The organism is Bacteroides fragilis, from assembly GCF_019583405.1.
GTDB classification, from domain to species: domain Bacteria; phylum Bacteroidota; class Bacteroidia; order Bacteroidales; family Bacteroidaceae; genus Bacteroides; species Bacteroides fragilis_B.
Genome location: NZ_SZUU01000001.1, coordinates 772263 through 788212 on the forward strand (window position 1 = coordinate 772263; position 15950 = coordinate 788212).

Genomic DNA, 15950 nt, shown 5'->3' on the forward strand with positions numbered 1-15950 from the left:
AATGTTTTCAGATGAATTAGAAAAGATTTCCTGGGAAGAGACGACTAAAGCCATCTATTCCAAAACTGACGCTGATGTGCGCCGCGCATTGTCGAAGGAACACTGCGATGTAAATGATTTTATGGCATTGATTTCGCCGGCTGCCGCTCCATATCTGGAGACGATGGCACGTCTCAGCCGGCAGTATACGATGGAACGCTTCGGAAAAACAATCTCGATGTTCGTGCCTCTCTATATTACAAATTCTTGTACAAACTCGTGTGTATACTGCGGCTTTAACCACAACAACCCGATGAAGCGCACCATCCTTACGGAAGAAGAGATGGTGAACGAGTACAAGGCGATCAAGAAGCTGGCCCCCTTTGAGAATCTGTTGCTGGTAACAGGCGAGAATCCTGCCAAAGCCGGAGTGGATTACATCGAACGTGCCCTCTTGCTGGCAAAGCCCTACTTTGCTAACCTTCAGATTGAAGTAATGCCACTTAAAGCAGAAGAATATGAACGACTTACACATGCAGGACTGAACGGGGTCATCTGCTTTCAGGAGACGTATAACAAAGCCAATTACAACATCTACCACCCTCGCGGCATGAAGTCTAAATTCGAATGGAGGGTCAACGGATTCGACCGCATGGGACAGGCCGGAGTACACAAGATAGGAATGGGCGTACTGATCGGACTGGAGGAATGGAGAACGGATATCACCATGATGGCCTATCATCTCCGCTACTTGCAGAAGCATTATTGGAAAACGAAATATAGTGTCAACTTCCCCCGCATGCGCCCGTCGGAAAACGGAGGCTTCCAGCCCAATGTGGTGATGAACGACCGTGAGCTGGCACAAGTGACTTTTGCGATGCGCATCTTCGACCATGATGTAGACATCTCCTACTCTACCCGCGAAAGCGCAGCCTTCCGTAACCACATGGCTACGCTCGGAGTGACCACCATGAGTGCAGAAAGCAAAACGGAACCGGGAGGATACTTTACCTATCCGCAAGCACTGGAACAGTTTCACGTAAGCGACGAACGGAAAGCCGTGGAGGTGGATGCAGCACTACGGTCGCTGGGACGGATACCGGTATACAAAGACTGGGACACGGCGCTGACGCTACCCCAATGCTGATAACTGAAATAAAAGGGAATTTATGGAAAGATACAGCAGACAAACCATGCTTCCGGAAATAGGAGAAGCAGGACAGCTAAAGCTAAAAGCTGCCAAAGTACTGATTGTAGGCGTGGGAGGACTCGGTTCTCCCATCGCCCTCTATCTGGCCGGTGCAGGAGTGGGTACCATCGGGTTGGCAGATGACGACGAAGTGAGCCTCAGCAATCTGCAGAGGCAGATACTCTACACGGAGGAAGAAGTGGGCGACCTGAAGGCTATCTGTGCCTCCATGCGGATCAGCGCCCTCAACAGGGAGATAAAAGTGAACGCCTGTCCGGGAAGGCTGAGTAAAGAAAATGCACGCGATCTGATAGGCCAGTATGACATCGTCGTGGACGGTTGCGATAACTTTGCAACCCGGTATCTGCTCAGCGATGTCTGTTCGGAGCTCGGGAAACCGTATGTATACGGTGCTATCTGCGGATTTGAAGGACAGGTATCCGTCTTCAACTACGGAGAAGGAACTCAACGGAAAACTTATCGCGACCTGTACCCGGACGAAGAAAGAATGTTACACATGCCTCCTCCTCCCAAAGGGGTGGTCGGAGTGACACCGGCAGTAACGGGCAGTGTGGAAGCATGCGAAGTTCTCAAAATCATTTGTGGATTCGGAGAGATCCTGGCAGGCAAACTATGGACAATTGACTTGCGGACATTGCAATCTAACATATTTTCACTATAAAGGTTGGTTTCTGATTAAGTTAATTAGTAACTTTGCTAAACTTAACAGTTTAACAAAAGAAATGAAACTTATCGTAGTAACGACGCCTACTTTCTTTGTAGAAGAAGATAAGATTATCACTGCTCTTTTTGAAGAGGGACTGGATATTCTGCATCTCAGAAAACCGGAAACACCGGCTATGTATTCAGAGCGCCTATTGACACTGATTCCGGAGAAATACCACAAACGGATTGTCACGCACGAACACTTCTATCTGAAAGAAGAATTCAACCTGATGGGAATTCATCTGAATGCACGAAATCCCAAAGAACCGCATGACTATTCGGGGCATATCAGTTGTTCGTGTCACTCGGTGGAGGAAGTGAAGAATAAAAAGCACTTTTATGATTATGTATTCATGAGCCCGGTTTATGACAGTATCTCGAAAGAGGGATATAACTCACCCTATACAGCCGAAGAACTGCGCCTGGCAGCCAAAGACAAGATCATTGATAGCAAGGTGATGGCTTTAGGAGGTATTACACCGGATAACATACTGGAAGTGAAAGATTTCGGATTCGGGGGTGCAGTGGTTTTAGGAGATTTGTGGGGCAAATTCGACGCTTGCTCCGACCAGGATTACCTGGCAGTGATAGAACACTTCAAGAAGCTGAAAAAAATGGCCGACTGAACAAAACGACAACAGACAAAATAAAATAGGGTGACTCTCCTTGCGGAGGTCACCCTATTTCGTTGAAACCTATTTGATTAAAATTCGTAATGGAATCCGAATGTAAGGTCTTCACTGCTTGCGCTAAAGCCAAAACCGTTGCCCATGTAGTCGTCCTTATATCCCAGGAAGCCACATTTGGCAACCAGGCTGAAATGCTGGTTCAACTTGATAGCGATACCCGGTTTCAAACCGATCTCGAAACCGTTTACAGCATCACCGCCATCTTTCACCTTAGTGGTAGCAAAACCAAATCCGCCATCGACAAACAGACGTACGATCTTGTTTTCATAATAAGAAAAACGTGCGTAAGGAGCAATGGCAAATGTGTTTGTTGAGATATGCTCCTTGTATTCATGGTTGAACTGAAGCTCAACGCCCAATGCCCACTGTTCGCTCAGGTTGTATCCGATCTCCGGAGCCAGTTTAAAGGAAGTGGTATTGGCATCATCATTACGCCACAAACCTACGGTACCTCCCATGTAAAGGTCTTGTGCCTTAACAGATAAAGTTGCAATAGCAACAAATAAAAACAATACAATCTTTTTCATCTTCTTAGTAGTTTTAATTAAATATACCTATTTTGAAAACAAACAAAAGAATAATTTCACTTTTGTTTCGGGTCGCAAAAGTATAGCATATTCATTAATTAAACAACTATTTTGATCATTATTCACCGGAGAGCAAAATGAAAAAAGCCGCTTGTAATTGATTTACAGCGGCTTTTATATTTAAATATTTATCGGTTTCCCTCAGAACTTATAGCCTACGCTAATAGAAAGATTCAGATTCTTACCATTTACGTTGTCCATGACATCGACAAACCCGAACTGACCGTCAAGTCCTGCGATAATCTTGCCAAACTCCGCGGCAACACCGATACCAAGACCTACATCGCCACGTTTCAGCAGACCGTCGTCACCAAAGGTATCGACTTCCAAGCGCCTTTTACCCAAATCTACTTTAGAATTACCCGCGATACCGCAAGCAAAATAAGGACCCGCACTCAACACGATATTGGTATTACTGGCTACTTTGAAACGCGCAGCAGCCATAACCGGCAGTTCCAGATAAACAGCATTCACACTCAATTCGTCCTTCTTGGCACCTTTGGAAGATACAAACAAAGAGGGTTGCAACGACCAGATTTCATTAAATCCATACTCCATGCCACCGCCTATCTTGAATCCTACTTTGGCATTCATATCAAAATCACCGGTAAAGTTACTGATATTCATTCCCACCTTGGCATTCCAGCTCACTTGAGAAAAGCCCACAACCGAAACGAGGGCAAACAATACAAACACAAGATTTCTTTTCATAATTCTGTAATTTTAGTTTGTTAAAAATATGATAAGTAAGGTTTCATAAGATAAAGGAAATATTTTTATTTGAATTATACAAATATTTACTCTACATTTTAGGTTTCCGCCGGCTCTTCTCTCCTGTCGGCTCTGTCAGCATCATACAGATATATACAAAAAGGCGAAGCTACCCTCTTGGAGTAGCCTCGCACAAACCAGTTGTTAATCTAAAGTTATTCTTCGATGGCTGCCTGAGCCGCTGCCAGACGTGCAATAGGCACACGGAACGGAGAACAGCTAACGTAATTCAAACCTACTTTATGGCAGAACTTAACAGATGAAGGCTCACCGCCATGTTCACCACAGATACCGCACTTCAGGTCCGGACGGATGGCACGGCCTTTTTCGGTTGCCATACGTACCAACTGGCCTACACCATTTTGGTCGAGTACCTGGAATGGGTCTACTTTCAGAATTTTCTTCTCCAGATAAACCGGAAGGAAAGAAGCTATATCGTCACGAGAGTAACCGAAAGTCATCTGAGTCAAGTCGTTGGTTCCGAACGAGAAGAACTCGGCAGACGAAGCGATACGGTCGGCAGTCAGAGCTGCACGAGGAATTTCGATCATGGTTCCGACCTTGAAGTCGATGCGGTCTCCCACCTCTTCAAAGAGCTTGTCTGCTTCGGCACGAATCACACTTTCCTGCTGTTGGAACTCGTAAAGAATACCTGTCAGCGGCACCATGATTTCGGGATGTGTTTCTATTCCTTCTTTCTTCAGTTCAAGAGCGGCACCCAGAATGGCACGAGTCTGCATCTGTGTGATTTCGGGATACGTATTTCCCAAACGGCAACCACGGTGACCCAACATCGGGTTGTGTTCGCAAAGTGATTCTACACGCTGCTGGATATATTGCAGGCTTACCCCCATCGTATCGGCCATTTCTTGCTGTCCTTTCAGATCGTGAGGAACGAATTCATGCAAAGGAGGATCGAGCAGGCGTACGGTTACCGGACAACCGGCCATAGCCTTAAAGATACCTTTGAAGTCGGCTTGCTGATATGGAAGGATCTTAGCCAGTGCTTTGCGGCGCCCTTCAGCATTTTCTGCCAGGATCATTTCACGCATAGCCTTAATTTTTTCACCTTCAAAGAACATGTGTTCCGTACGGCAAAGGCCTATACCTACCGCACCGAAGTTACGGGCAACCTCAGCATCATGCGGAGTGTCGGCATTAGTACGTACTTGCAGGCGGGTATATTTATCGGCCAACTTCATCAAATCGGAAAAATCACCCGATAACTCAGCAGCCTTCGTTTCTACTTTACCTTGGTAAACTTCACCCGTACTACCGTTCAAAGAGATAAAATCACCCTCTTTCAGCAACACGCCGTCCACCTCTACTGTACGGGCCTTGTAGTCGATGTTCAGTGCACCGGCTCCCGAAACACAACATTTACCCATACCGCGGGCAACCACGGCTGCATGTGAAGTCATACCTCCACGTGCGGTCAAAATACCTTCAGCAACTGCCATACCGGCCAAATCTTCCGGTGATGTTTCAATACGAACCATTACGACACGTTTTCCGGCAGCATGCCATTCGGCAGCGTCGTCAGCAAAGAATACGATCTGACCGGTAGCAGCACCCGGAGAAGCCGGCAAACCGCGAGTCAACACTTTAGCCTGTTTCAAAGCAGACTTATCGAATACCGGGTGGAGTAATTCATCCAGCTTATTGGGTTCTACACGCATCAGGGCAGTCTTTTCATCAATCATTCCCTGACGGAACAGATCCATTGCGATCTTTACCATGGCAGCACCGGTACGTTTACCGTTACGTGTCTGAAGGAACCAAAGTTTGCCTTCCTGAACGGTGAACTCCATGTCCTGCATATCTTTATAGTGATTTTCGAGCTTAGTCTGCAATTCGTCCAGTTGTTTATATATTTCCGGCATTGCTTCTTCCATAGAAGGGTATTTCGAAGCACGCTCTTCTTCGCTCACACCGGCCAACTGAGCCCAACGCTGAGAACCGATCTTCGTGATCTGTTGCGGAGTACGGATTCCGGCAACAACGTCCTCGCCCTGTGCATTGATCAGGTATTCACCATTAAAAAGGTCCTCACCTGTGGCAGCATCGCGTGAGAAGCAAACACCTGTAGCAGAACCATCGCCCATATTACCGAATACCATTGCCTGAACACTTACGGCAGTACCCCATTCGTCAGGAATTCCCTCCATCTTACGGTACAGGATGGCACGTTCATTCATCCATGAATTAAATACGGCGCAAATTGCTCCCCAAAGCTGTTCGTATGCACAAGTCGGGAAGTCCTTACCTGTTTGTGCCTTTACGGCAGCTTTAAATTTCTTCACGAGTTCCTTGAGATCTTCCACCTCAAGCTCGTTATCCAGTTTCACGCCTTTGGCATGTTTCACCTCTTCGATGATGGCTTCAAACGGATCCTGGTCTTCTTTGTTAACAGGCTTCATACCCAATACTACATCACCATACATCTGTACGAAACGACGGTAAGAATCCCATGCAAAACGAGCGTTTCCGGTCTTACGGGTCAGACCTTCAACCACTTCATCATTCAAACCCAGGTTCAGGATCGTATCCATCATACCCGGCATGGATGCACGTGCACCCGAACGCACAGAAACCAGCAACGGATTCTCTACGTCACCAAATTTTGAACGCATCAGGTTCTCTATATTTGCAATGGCTTTTTCTACTTCTTCTTTCAGGAGAGATACGACCTTTTCCTGTCCCATCTCGTAATATTCGGTACAAACGTCAGTTGTAATTGTGAAGCCCGGAGGTACGGGGACACCGATCAGATTCATTTCGGCAAGGTTCGCACCTTTGCCCCCAAGTAAGTTTCGCATACCGGCTTTTCCTTCTGCCAGTCCATTACCAAAGGTATAAACTCTTTTTTTGTCCATAATACGATTTTAAAGTTATTAGTTGTGATTCTTTTCTGTTCGCAAATCTAAGGATATTTCGCAAACCAGAAAACTTTTATATGAAAAACTTTCTATCAAAATGCAATTTCGACATTGCAATCTGCATTATTTCACTTCATATAGAGAAATACGAAAAAAAATACCTACTTTTGCGAAAGATTTTATTAATATGGCGTAGAATGGTGATTTTATATATTCACGCTTTATACATAAAGAAATCATTTTAATATAATTCAAGGAGTATTGTGGCTAGAAAGAAAAAAGAACTTCCCCTGCTGGAGAAGGTGACAATAACGGATGTGGCTGCCGAAGGAAAAGCCATCGCAAAAGTAGATGACCTGGTAGTTTTTGTGCCTTATGTAGTACCGGGCGATGTGGTGGATCTGCAAGTCAAAAGAAAAAAGAATAAATATGCCGAGGCCGAAGCGGTGAAGTTTCACGAACTCTCGCCGATACGTGCCGTTCCTTTTTGCCAGCACTATGGCGTATGTGGCGGGTGTAAATGGCAGGTATTGCCTTACGCAGAACAAATCAAACACAAACAGAAACAAGTGGAAGACAACCTCCGCCGTATCGGAAAGATTGAATTGCCGGAAATCTCTCCCATCCTGGGATCTGCTAAAACAGAGTTTTACCGGAATAAATTGGAGTTCACCTTCTCAAACAAACGCTGGCTGACAGCGGAAGAAGTGAAACAGGACGTAAAGTACGACCAGATGAATGCAGTGGGATTCCATATCCCGGGAGCATTCGACAAAGTGCTGGCTATCGAAAAGTGTTGGTTACAAGACGATATTTCCAATCGCATCCGAAACACAATCCGTGATTATGCTTACGAACACAACTACTCTTTCATCAATCTTCGTTCGCAGGAAGGAATGCTCCGCAACATGATTGTGCGTACTTCAAGTACCGGCGAACTGATGGTAATTCTGATTTGTAAAATTACCGAAGAGCATGAAATGGATCTCTTCAAGCAGTTATTGCAGTATGTGGCCGACCAATTTCCGGAAATAACTTCTCTCCTATACATTATTAATAATAAATGCAACGACACCATCAATGATCTCGATGTACACGTATTCCGTGGCAACGATCACATCTTTGAGGAGATGGAGGGACTTCGTTTCAAGGTGGGACCGAAATCGTTCTATCAGACCAACTCGGAACAGGCGTACAATCTTTATAAGGTGGCACGCGACTTTGCCGGGCTGACAGGTGACGAACTGGTATATGACCTCTATACGGGTACCGGAACCATCGCCAATTTTGTGTCACGCCAGGCACGAAAAGTGATCGGCATCGAATATGTTCCCGAAGCCATAGAAGATGCAAAAGTGAATGCCGAGATCAATGGAATAGAGAACACCCTGTTCTTTGCCGGAGACATGAAGGATATTCTGACACAGGATTTCATCAATCAGTACGGGCGTCCGGATGTAATCATCACCGACCCTCCCCGGGCGGGAATGCATCAGGATGTGGTAGACGTAATCTTATTTGCCGAACCCAAACGGATCGTATATGTTAGTTGTAATCCGGCTACACAAGCACGTGACCTCCAGTTGCTGGATGTCAAATATCGTGTAAAAGCAGTGCAACCGGTAGATATGTTCCCCCACACCCATCACGTGGAAAACGTAGTGCTGCTTGAACTTAAATAAAAAAATGAATATGAAGAGAATAAAACGAACTCCGGCCGAGAAGGCCCGTGCACAATATACCGGCTATCTGGTGAAAGAGCCGATGGAATTAATGGATTTCCTTGCGGCCAAAATGCCCGATGCCAGCCGCACCAAGCTAAAGTCTCTGTTGAGCAAACGAATCGTGCTGGTTGACAATGTGATCACGACACAATTCAACTTTCCTCTGCAACCGGGCATGAAGGTGCTTATCAGCAAGGATAAGAACAAGAAAGAATTCCGCCATCCGCTACTGAAGATAGTCTACGAGGACGCCTATATCATCGTAGTGGAGAAAAAGGAAGGATTGCTTTCCGTTGGCACAGAGCGGCAGAAAGAACGTACTGCCCAGCATATTTTAAGTGAATACGTAGGTCGTTCGGGACGCGGAAACCGCATCTACGTGGTTCATCGCCTGGACCGGGATACTTCGGGGTTAATGATGTTTGCCAAAGACGAAAAAACACAATATACGTTGCGTGACCATTGGCACGACATCGTGACGGACCGTCGCTATGTAGCAGTGGTTACCGGCGAGATGGAGAAAGACAGCGACACGGTAGTGTCCTGGCTGACAGACCGTACCTTGTACGTTAGCTCAAGCAGCTATGATGATGGCGGTTCCAAATCGATCACCCACTATCGCACCATCAAACGTGCCAATGGCTACTCACTGGTAGAATTGCGATTGGAAACCGGACGTAAGAATCAGATACGTGTACACATGCAGGATCTGGGGCATCCTCTGATCGGAGACGGACGTTATGGGATAGACGGTGGACCCAATCCTCTCGGGCGCCTGGCTTTGCATGCTTTCAAACTTTGTTTCTATCATCCGGTGACAGATCAGCTAATGGAGTTTGAAACCCCTTACCCTCCTACATTCAAGAAGCTATTTCTGAAGAGATAATATAAATAGGGATGTATCAAAACTCGTATTTACCACAGATTACACAGATTTACACAGATAAATATTATTGTTATCAGTAAATTAAAAATCGTTGTGTAAATCTGTGTAATCTGTGGTGAGTTATGAAACACTTTCATTTAATATTTGCCGGATATAAGTTTATTCCATTCTTAATTCAAAGTTAAATCCCCGGGCATCGTCCGAAAGATAAAAGGCACCGGTTATCCGATCTCCGTATATCCTTACGTCGTCCATATAAGAGATACCGTTCTTACCGTAATTCAATACTAAATTACGATTATAAGAATCTTCCCAATACCACTGAAAGCGAAACTGATCATACAAAAGACCGTCTGAAGCATAGAACTGGGTCTCCACTCCAAAACCGTCGTTCCCGAACTCAAAGGTACTGAACAGGGGTTCACCATTATGGGCATTCATCCCTACATCGCCGGTCCATGCCCGCCCGGTAATGACATATTCAATCTCTCCCTGATCGTCCTCGCAAGACGCGAATCCGACAGCGAGCATCAGTATCAGTAAAATCTTCCAATAGCCTTTCATTTCTTCCTATCTCCTTCTCTAATTAGTTTCTGTTATATTTTGAATCGACAAATACAACTACCTTTCCGTTCAGCTTCCCGGACAGATTATGCTCACGTACCCACACGTTATCGAAATAAGTCACCCCGTTCACTCCATAGTCAAAAACAATACCTTCCATCGTATCGTCTATCCACGACCAGGTCAGATTATTGGTCTCCGTACGGTAAGGCTGACTTTCATTTACATGATAATAGGCATAAGTCTCTGCCAGCCGGCCGTTATCATCAAACTTCAATGTATGCCGAACCCACTCGTCTACATCATTCTTCTCCGAATCATTCACCCAGGTTTTGCCACAGAGCTTTGCATTGCTATTTCGTAGATAATCATCTGAATAATACTTGTCACCACAAGAGCTTAGGCCTACTATAGCTACCAATAAGAATAGCGTTTTCATAAAATTCAATGTCTTCATAAGTGTCATTTGTCATTAAATTAATAATACACGGACAAATATAAGGATTGTTTTCTAATAAAAAGGAAATAGGATAAATAAAAACATTTCAGACAAACAAAAACCATACGGTGTGCATCGAAAGTATTCCATGTGGCTTACTGTAAATTTCAAAAAGTAACTTAAAAAAACAAATTGGCTACAGATTGCTTTATTTACAGATAAATTGCTAACTCTATTGAGATATAAAAGTTATCGGATAGAACTTTTATTTAAAGCAAAATGAATAAAAAGAGAAATAACATGCAGTTTCAGTGCTGTCTTAAGATAAATATGCAAAAACACTCGGACGTTTATTAATATCGTTTAGGTCTTTTGTTAACTTCCTCCAAGTCTTTTATTAACTTCATTCAAGTCTTTTGTAAACTTCGTCCAAGTCTTTTGTTAACTCCATGACAAGAAAAGAGATATATGGCTGCATAAAAGCACTTTTTCCATTTATTAGCACTGAGAGAAGCAACCGAAAGAAGATGGCAGATACATACAAAATCGTTAAAACAGACAGCACAATAATATAAACAGAAACAATAAACGATCCATATCACAAGAAAACCGTATAATCAGCATCATCTTGAATCGTCCTAATGCTCCTATTTAGCGTTTTTTTCCGCAAGAGTGGATATGGAGCTTAAAGAATCAAATCTGAGCAGCATTAAAATACAAAATGACAAAATGACTAATTAGCCTTTATTACTTTTCTTCACCCCTGATTCCCCGAAATTATCTTTCCTAAAATACCGCATTCCCCTTTTTATTCCCTACATTTGTACTACGAATAAAAAATCAAGATAGTAAAATGAAAAAATTTATCAAAGGAGTCCGGTTTACTCCTTCCAATTATCCGGATGAAATAGAAGATAAAATACAGAAATACAGAAAACAAGGTTACAAACTTCCTCCACGCAAGGTATTGCGCACACCGGAACAAATTGAAGGTATCCGTGAAAGTGCAAAGATCAACACAGCTCTGCTGAACCACATTGCAGAAAATATTCGTGAAGGAATGTCCACCGAAGAGATCGATCGCTTGGTCTACGATTTCACCACGTCCCATGGGGCTATTCCGGCTCCTCTAAACTATGAAGGATTTCCCAAAAGCGTCTGCACCAGCATCAACGATGTAGTGTGCCACGGAATCCCCAGTTCAACCGAAATTCTAAAAAGCGGAGATATTATCAACGTAGATGTTTCTACCATTTACAATGGTTATTTCTCTGACGCATCACGCATGTTTATGATCGGCGAAGTCAGCCCTGAAAAACAAAGATTGGTACAGGTCACTAAAGAATGTATGGAAATCGGCATAGCTGCCGCACAGCCTTGGGCCCGTTTAGGTGACGTAGGTGCGGCTATTCAGGAACATGCCGAAAAGAACGGTTATAGTGTGGTACGCGACTTATGCGGACATGGAGTGGGAATCAAATTCCATGAAGAACCCGACGTAGAGCACTTCGGACGCCGCGGTACCGGTATGTTGATTCTTCCGGGAATGACTTTTACCATCGAACCGATGATCAACATGGGAACGTATGAGGTCTTTGTCGACTCTGCTGACGACTGGACTGTCTGTACAGACGACGGATTGCCGTCTGCACAATGGGAAAATATGATTCTGATTACTGAAACCGGAAACGAAATATTGACTTATTAAATGGAACTGACTCTCCTCTTGATTATTGCAGCCTTACTGGTTGCCCTGCTCGCATTGACACTAACCCGCAACAATCACGCACAAAGCGAAGAGATGCAACGGGCATTGCGCCAACAAATGCAGGAAAACCGGGAAGAGTTGAATCGCAGTATTCGCGAGTTACGCATGGAAATGACGCAAACCCTGAATCAGGGTTTGCAACAGCTGCAGGATGCCATGCATAAGAACATGATGACCACCGGAGAACTGCAACGCCAGAAGTTCGACGCAATGGCACGCCAGCAGGAAACGCTGATACAGTCCACCGAGAAGCGTCTGGACGACATGCGCGTGATGGTTGAAGAGAAATTACAAAAGACTCTCAACGAACGCATCGGACAATCTTTCGAGATAGTCCGTTCGCAACTTGAAAATGTGCAAAAGGGCCTGGGCGAAATGAAGTCGCTCGCACAAGACGTAGGCGGTCTCAAGAAAGTTCTGAGTAACGTGAAAATGCGCGGAACGTTCGGTGAGGTCCAGTTAGGCGCACTTCTGGAACAGATGATGAGTCCGGAACAGTATGAAGCGAATGTCAAGACCAAGAAAAGCGGAACCGAATTTGTGGAGTTCGCCATCAAACTTCCGGGAAAAGATGATGCCAACAGCACTGTTTATCTGCCGATCGACGCAAAATTCCCCAAAGATGTTTACGAACAATACTACGATGCTTTCGAAGCCGGAGATGCCGCATTGATGGAATCGTGCGGACGACAACTGGAGACAACCATCAAAAAAATGGCGAAGGATATCCACGACAAGTATGTCGATCCTCCGTTTACAACGGACTTCGCCATCTTGTTTCTCCCCTTCGAAAGCATCTATGCAGAAGTGATCCGCCGGACAAGCTTAGTTGAAACGCTACAAAAGGATTACAAGATTGTAGTAACCGGACCGACTACTTTGGGAGCTATCCTGAACAGTTTGCAAATGGGATTCCGGACACTCGCCATACAGAAACGCACAGGCGAGGTATGGACCGTACTGGGAGCTGTAAAAACCGAATTCGGAAAATTCGGAGGACTGCTTGAAAAGGTACAGAAGAATCTACAAAGCGCAGGTGACCAGTTGGAAGAAGTGATGGGAAAACGTACACGCGCCATCGAACGCAAGCTCCGTCAGGTCGAAGAACTCCCCCACGAGGAAAGCCGGAGAATATTACCGATAGACGATGGCGGAGAAGATGACTGACCACTAAAAAACAAAGAAGTATACAGCCATGGAAATAACACTTAAAAATCAGTTCATTACTTTGTGGAATACTTATTTTCCACAAGCCGGACTTCCGATAACATTCCAATACTCGGCAAATGCACAAAATCTCCCGATAGTGGAAGCTCCGAAAGAACATCGGTGCATCATTGCACAGTTGGCCCAAGTACAGCGTGGAAAAACTCTCTGTATGCAGGCGGATTCCGTGGGATGCCGGGGTGGAAAACGGTACACAAACTTTACGGACAAGATGTTTCCCGGATTCGAATGCTTCCTTTCACACAATGAACAGGGCGAAGGAGAACGATACAAGCAGACTCCGGAGTTGGCAGCTGCCGCTCTGGCACAGTTGCCTGCACTTCCTGTCAAGGGAGAAAACCTGATCTTCAAACGTTGGGATAAGCTGGAAGCGGAAGACATGCCGGAAGTTGTTATCTTTTTTGTATCTGCCGATATCCTCTCCGGTTTGTTCACATTGGCTTATTTTGACAATGTAGCTCCTGATGCAGTGATCGCTCCTTTTGGTGCAGGCTGTGCTTCTATTATCTATCATCCGTACCGGGAACAACTGGACGGAACCAATCGGGCGGTATTGGGATCATTCGACCCTTCTGCACGCAAATGTATGAAATCCGATCTCTTATCTTTTGCCATTCCGTTTAACAAGTTCAAAAGCATAGTATCACAAATGGAAGAAAGTTTCCTAAAGACAGCAACGTGGGACATAATCAAAAAGAGAATAGACAGGTCCGATCAACTTTAAATAAAGCAGGGTGTGTCGAAACTCATATTCACCACAGAGTAACACAGAGTTTCACTGAGCAAGCTTAATATATTGATAACTAATGTCATCTATCTGTGTGGCGAATATAACACACCCTCCTTACCCTAATACGCCGGACCGGCTTTTCTTACCAGTTCTCCTTGAGTATTTGTTTCATCTTTAGCATGGTCCCCATATTACAATCACGATCGGCCTTGACCTTCACACTAAGTTCCCCGCCTATTTTCAATTTCTCCCGATAATCGGTCACCGTCTGCTCTAACTCCTCCACCGTAGGATTTTTCAATACTTTATACGACTCCTCACCGGACATAAAATTCAGCTCGATTCCACTCAGACGTTCTCCGACTTGCGGACCAAATGTTTTCAGATTTTCAGACTGCAAAACAACGATGGGAAACTCCTTATCAAGAAAGTCTTTGCCATTATTGCCCGAAACAGCAGCGATGCTATCGCGTATCTCGGTGTATGCATCGTAAACCGCTTGCAATACCTGGCTTGCTTCATTCACATTGGCTCCTCTATCACACCAGAATCCAACAATCTGTTCGTCTTTGCGACCATACTTTTCTTTCTCCTTCCGTTGCTTATACAAGAGTCTCTCCTTAACTTTATCCTTCAGATTCTCTTTTGTAACATAATCTCCATCGAACATCAGTACATTCTTGGCATTCATAAGCAATCGATTCATTTGACTCTCAGGAATATCCGGAGTTGCTCTCTTTCCAAATTTCCGAAGGTTGTAAGCCTCTTCTTCATTTTTCAGCAGTTTAGACAGAGTCTGATAACTCATCATTTGTTTCTGATGCAGGCCGGGTACTGCCTGTACAAATGTCTCCTTCACTTCGGGCCGGGCGAACGCATAAAGCGTTCCGGCCATCACGGGCACAAAAAGCAACAGCTTCAAACGTGCCCACCCATTGGTTCTTTCTTTCAACATCATGGTGATTCGGTTTTTAAGTTTACTGTGATTGAAACCGCTGGTCATAGAGTAGAGCCTTGTACCAACAGCCTTCTTCACTAATAAAAGTTGATATCTCGTTGCATCGATGCCATTATTAATAACCCCATTATCTGCTTCAAACTCGTGAACCTCCCGCAATTCACTTTTCAACAACCACACAGCCGGATTAAACCAGAATAAAACAAGAAGAAGTTGAATCCACAATAAATCCAGTGTATGCCAGTTACGCAGATGCATCACCTCGTGTAGTAGAATTTCTTGTGAATGATTGTAATCTGTCTCGGACATAACGATCACTCTCCCCCAGCTAAAAGAACCGACTGCCTGAGAGGTAAGGGCCAATGTGTATTTTCCATATTTACTCTTTCCGGCATGCGATATTAGGAGCCACATACGAATCGTAGAAAGAACAAAACCCAAGAACACTACGCTGCTCCCTACTATATAAATGACTCCTCCCGCCTTTACCAATTCGTGCCGGAGAGTAGTGTCAGAAGTAGGCTGTTGTAGTGTTTCAGACAAGTTTGCCAACAGCCCCTCCTCTCCGTCGAGATTCATCCCCAATAAAGAATCAGAATACCCCTCTTCCACCAATACCCGATGCATCACCTGAAAAGGAGTATGCAACAAATGTTCTTCCCCAGTAGTAAACTCCATCAAAGGGAGGACGACACATACCGACATCCCCACCAGCAATGTCAATCGGTTGAAGCGAAAGAAAGTGCTGCGGCTCAGCAACGCCCGATAAAACACATAAAATAATATCAGGCAGAAAGCTGACTTGAGCAGGTAAAACAAGAAAGTTCCCATAAG

Annotated in this window: 14 protein-coding genes; 8 read left to right on the top strand and 6 right to left on the bottom strand. The window is 44.7% G+C overall.

Annotation, left to right across the window (positions count from 1 at the left end; all coding sequences use genetic code 11):
- The first annotated feature begins 1 nt into the window (after position 1).
- From thiH to FDF36_RS03330, 3 genes are all read left to right on the top strand, one after another.
- Entirely contained in the window at positions 2 to 1126 is a 1125-nt protein-coding gene (gene thiH, locus FDF36_RS03320) for a 2-iminoacetate synthase ThiH (RefSeq protein ID WP_220390317.1), read from the top strand.
- A 22-nt stretch (positions 1127 to 1148) separates the two neighbouring features.
- Positions 1149 to 1850 carry a HesA/MoeB/ThiF family protein gene (locus tag FDF36_RS03325; RefSeq protein ID WP_220390318.1) on the top strand — a complete coding sequence of 234 codons (702 nt, stop codon included), beginning with the start codon at positions 1149 to 1151 and terminating at the stop codon, positions 1848 to 1850.
- Between the two features lie 61 nt (positions 1851 to 1911).
- Entirely contained in the window at positions 1912 to 2520 is a 609-nt protein-coding gene (locus FDF36_RS03330) for a thiamine phosphate synthase (protein ID WP_220390319.1), read from the top strand.
- A gap of 77 nt (positions 2521 to 2597) precedes the next feature.
- Here FDF36_RS03330 and FDF36_RS03335 read toward each other — a convergent pair whose 3' ends face one another.
- The 3 genes from FDF36_RS03335 to ppdK all read right to left on the bottom strand — a co-directional run bounded on the left by FDF36_RS03335 (position 2598) and on the right by ppdK (position 6817).
- Positions 2598 to 3110, bottom strand: a complete 513-nt coding sequence (locus FDF36_RS03335) for an outer membrane beta-barrel protein (RefSeq protein WP_005788062.1) — start codon at positions 3108 to 3110, stop codon at positions 2598 to 2600.
- Between the two features lie 201 nt (positions 3111 to 3311).
- A complete protein-coding gene (locus tag FDF36_RS03340) occupies positions 3312 to 3881 on the bottom strand; it encodes a porin family protein (RefSeq protein WP_220390320.1) in 570 nt (189 codons plus the stop codon).
- Positions 3882 to 4096: 215 nt separating this feature from the next.
- Positions 4097 to 6817, bottom strand: coding sequence for a pyruvate, phosphate dikinase (ppdK, locus tag FDF36_RS03345; protein ID WP_220390321.1), 2721 nt, complete (start codon positions 6815 to 6817; stop codon positions 4097 to 4099).
- 266 nt (positions 6818 to 7083) lie between these two features.
- On the opposite strand from ppdK, the gene rlmD reads away from it, so the two are divergent.
- A complete protein-coding gene (gene rlmD, locus FDF36_RS03350; RefSeq protein WP_220390322.1) occupies positions 7084 to 8502 on the top strand; it encodes a 23S rRNA (uracil(1939)-C(5))-methyltransferase RlmD in 1419 nt (472 codons plus the stop codon).
- A gap of 10 nt (positions 8503 to 8512) precedes the next feature.
- Positions 8513 to 9430 carry an RluA family pseudouridine synthase gene (locus FDF36_RS03355; protein WP_220390323.1) on the top strand — a complete coding sequence of 306 codons (918 nt, stop codon included), beginning with the start codon at positions 8513 to 8515 and terminating at the stop codon, positions 9428 to 9430.
- A 159-nt stretch (positions 9431 to 9589) separates the two neighbouring features.
- On the opposite strand, the gene FDF36_RS03360 is transcribed toward FDF36_RS03355, so the two are convergent.
- The gene (locus tag FDF36_RS03360; RefSeq protein ID WP_005788073.1) at positions 9590 to 9994 is read right to left on the bottom strand and encodes a hypothetical protein; all 405 of its coding nucleotides are present in this window, start codon (positions 9992 to 9994) and stop codon (positions 9590 to 9592) included.
- Between the two features lie 22 nt (positions 9995 to 10016).
- On the bottom strand, positions 10017 to 10460 hold the full coding sequence (locus FDF36_RS03365) for a hypothetical protein (RefSeq protein WP_005815531.1): 444 nt from the start codon (positions 10458 to 10460) through the stop codon (positions 10017 to 10019).
- Positions 10461 to 11286: 826 nt separating this feature from the next.
- Between FDF36_RS03365 and map the strand changes: the two genes are divergently transcribed.
- Genes map through FDF36_RS03380 form a run of 3 tightly spaced genes read left to right on the top strand, consistent with a single transcriptional unit; the run spans position 11287 to position 14152 of the window.
- Positions 11287 to 12141 carry a type I methionyl aminopeptidase gene (gene map, locus FDF36_RS03370; protein ID WP_005788078.1) on the top strand — a complete coding sequence of 285 codons (855 nt, stop codon included), beginning with the start codon at positions 11287 to 11289 and terminating at the stop codon, positions 12139 to 12141.
- The gene (locus tag FDF36_RS03375) at positions 12142 to 13368 is read left to right on the top strand and encodes a DNA recombination protein RmuC (protein WP_220390324.1); all 1227 of its coding nucleotides are present in this window, start codon (positions 12142 to 12144) and stop codon (positions 13366 to 13368) included.
- A 28-nt stretch (positions 13369 to 13396) separates the two neighbouring features.
- Positions 13397 to 14152 carry a DUF169 domain-containing protein gene (locus tag FDF36_RS03380; RefSeq protein WP_220390325.1) on the top strand — a complete coding sequence of 252 codons (756 nt, stop codon included), beginning with the start codon at positions 13397 to 13399 and terminating at the stop codon, positions 14150 to 14152.
- A gap of 148 nt (positions 14153 to 14300) precedes the next feature.
- Here the strand turns inward: FDF36_RS03380 and FDF36_RS03385 are convergent, their stop codons facing one another.
- Complete coding sequence (locus FDF36_RS03385; RefSeq protein WP_220390326.1) at positions 14301 to 15947, bottom strand: M56 family metallopeptidase; 1647 nt, start codon at positions 15945 to 15947, stop codon at positions 14301 to 14303.
- Positions 15948 to 15950: the final 3 nt, after the last annotated feature.